The organism is Cellvibrio sp., from assembly GCF_053579595.1.
The window spans coordinates 1-1,952 of the sequence record NZ_JBRFPI010000554.1; the positions used below are offsets into that span (position 1 = coordinate 1).

Sequence of the window (1,952 nt, forward strand, 5' to 3'; positions counted from 1 at the left end):
CGCCTGAATGATTCATATTGTATTGGTAGAACCGGAAATCCCCCCCAACACAGGAAACATTATCCGGCTCGCCGCTAATACCGGTTGCCAGCTTCATTTAATCGAACCGCTGGGTTTTAAATTGGATGAAAAAAGCGTAAATCGCGCAGGGATGGACTATCGGGAAATACAGGAGTTAAACCTGCATAAGGGCTGGGAAGCGTTCTTGGATAAGGAGAAACCAACGCGGATTTTTGCACTCAGCACCAAAGGCACTCGCTGCCACAGCGATGCACAATTCCAGTCCGGCGATTACTTATTGTTCGGTCCTGAAACACGCGGATTACCGGCAAGTATCCGGGAATCACTGCCTGCCAATCAGGTACTGCGCATTCCTATGGCCGCCAACAGTAGAAGTATGAATTTATCCAACGCCGTAGCGGTGATGGTTTATGAAGCCTGGCGCCAATTGGGTTATGCTGGCGCACTTTAACGGCTGCCTATCCACCGGCTATATAATGAAGAGAAGAACCCATGAGCAAAATCCAGATTTTTATCGGAAGCGTATATGGCGGTGCCGAAGAAGTTGCAGAAATCCTGAGGGAAGCGCTGGGCAAGCTCGGCCATGACGTCAGCTTGAATACCTACGCGCGCGCAGAAGATCTGGCGCGCGACCCGGACGAAGTTATCCTGTTGTGCCACTCCAACACTGGCTCAGGAGAATTACCCGACAACATCCAACCACTCTATTTGCATCTGACCCGCGATTACCCACGTATTGCAGGGCGTCGTTACGGCGTGGTGAATCTGGGCGATAGTAGCTACACCACGTTTAACGAGGGCGGGCGCATGTTGGATGCCGCCTTTGAAGACCTTGGCGCAACGCGCATCGGTGAACCATTAGTATTGGATGCAAGCAGCGGCGAGGACGCGGCGACACTGGCGCGTGACTGGGTGCAAGATTGGGCGAAGCTGATTTAGCTGAATTAATGCAACTGATTAGATGTACTGATTAATCCTAAGTAATCGAATATGAGTGAAACCAAAACCATCGGCCTGTTTTACGGTAGCTCTACCTGCTACACCGAAATGGCAGGCGAAAAAATCTGCAAAACACTCCACAACCTGCTCGGCGAAGAGAGCGTGGATTTTTTTAATATCGCCGATACCCCGATTATCCAAACCCAATTTTATGATTACCTGATTTTTGGTATTCCCACCTGGGACTACGGTGAACTGCAAGAAGATTGGGAAGAAATTTGGGATGAATTGGATTCGCTCGATTTCAGCAGCAAAAAAATTGCCATCTACGGCCTGGGCGACCAAGTGGGTTACCCGGAATGGTTTTTGGATGCCATGGGCTACTTGCACAGTAAATTAGTCCACCGCGGCGCAACGCCCTGCGGTTATTGGCCACGCGCGGGCTATGTATTTGAAGCATCCAAAGCGCTCACACCGGATGAGCAGTATTTTGTGGGCCTCGCGCTGGACGATGAAACCGAATTTCAATTGAGTGATGCACGCATTCAACAATGGTGCACACAAATAGTTGACGAGTTTGGTTTGTGAGTGATTCAACGCATATCGACCATGCCCAACTACAATGGGATGAAGATGGCCAACCCGTCTCCAGCACTTTTGGCGATGTGTATTTTTCGCGCGCGAATGGACTGGAAGAAACCCGCCACGTTTTTTTGCAGCACAACCAATTACATGAACGCTGGCAGCAACTTAACACCGGCGAGCATTTCACCATAGCCGAAACTGGTTTTGGCTCAGGCTTAAATTTTTTAGCTGCTTGGCAATTGTGGTTAACCGCTGCACCTGCGGACGCACAATTGCATTTTGTCAGCGTAGAAAAATTCCCGCTCACCAAACTGTATTTACAACGCGCCTTGGCGCTCTGGCCCGAACTGAATGAGTTCACGAAGCAACTAATCGATGCTTATCCAGTTTTTGTCGGCACGGGTTTT

3 protein-coding genes and 1 pseudogene are annotated in these 1,952 nt (G+C 49.7%); all 4 read left to right on the plus strand.

Going from position 1 to position 1,952, the window contains the following annotated elements; genetic code table 11:
* Positions 1-7: 7 nt before the first annotated feature.
* Entirely contained in the window at positions 8-472 is a 465-nt protein-coding gene (gene trmL, locus ACWA6V_RS21030) for a tRNA (uridine(34)/cytosine(34)/5-carboxymethylaminomethyluridine(34)-2'-O)-methyltransferase TrmL (RefSeq protein WP_449524313.1), read from the plus strand.
* Positions 473-513: 41 nt separating this feature from the next.
* Entirely contained in the window at positions 514-960 is a 447-nt protein-coding gene (locus tag ACWA6V_RS21035; protein WP_449524314.1) for a flavodoxin domain-containing protein, read from the plus strand.
* 51 nt (positions 961-1,011) lie between these two features.
* Positions 1,012-1,548: a flavodoxin FldB gene (gene fldB / locus ACWA6V_RS21040; RefSeq protein WP_449524315.1), complete on the plus strand. Its 537-nt coding sequence runs from the start codon at positions 1,012-1,014 to the stop codon at positions 1,546-1,548.
* Positions 1,545-1,952 (plus strand): annotated as a pseudogene (locus ACWA6V_RS21045) (amino acid oxidase); the annotation flags it as partial. The gene fldB and the pseudogene ACWA6V_RS21045, both read left to right, overlap by 4 nt.

Excerpts from the sequence above, each read along its gene's own strand:
- trmL (WP_449524313.1), top strand. The coding sequence starts at position 8 with ATGATTCATATTGTATTGGTAGAACCGGAAATCCCCCCCAACACAGGA.
- ACWA6V_RS21035 (WP_449524314.1), top strand. The coding sequence starts at position 514 with ATGAGCAAAATCCAGATTTTTATCGGAAGCGTATATGGCGGTGCCGAA.
- fldB (WP_449524315.1), top strand. The coding sequence starts at position 1,012 with ATGAGTGAAACCAAAACCATCGGCCTGTTTTACGGTAGCTCTACCTGC.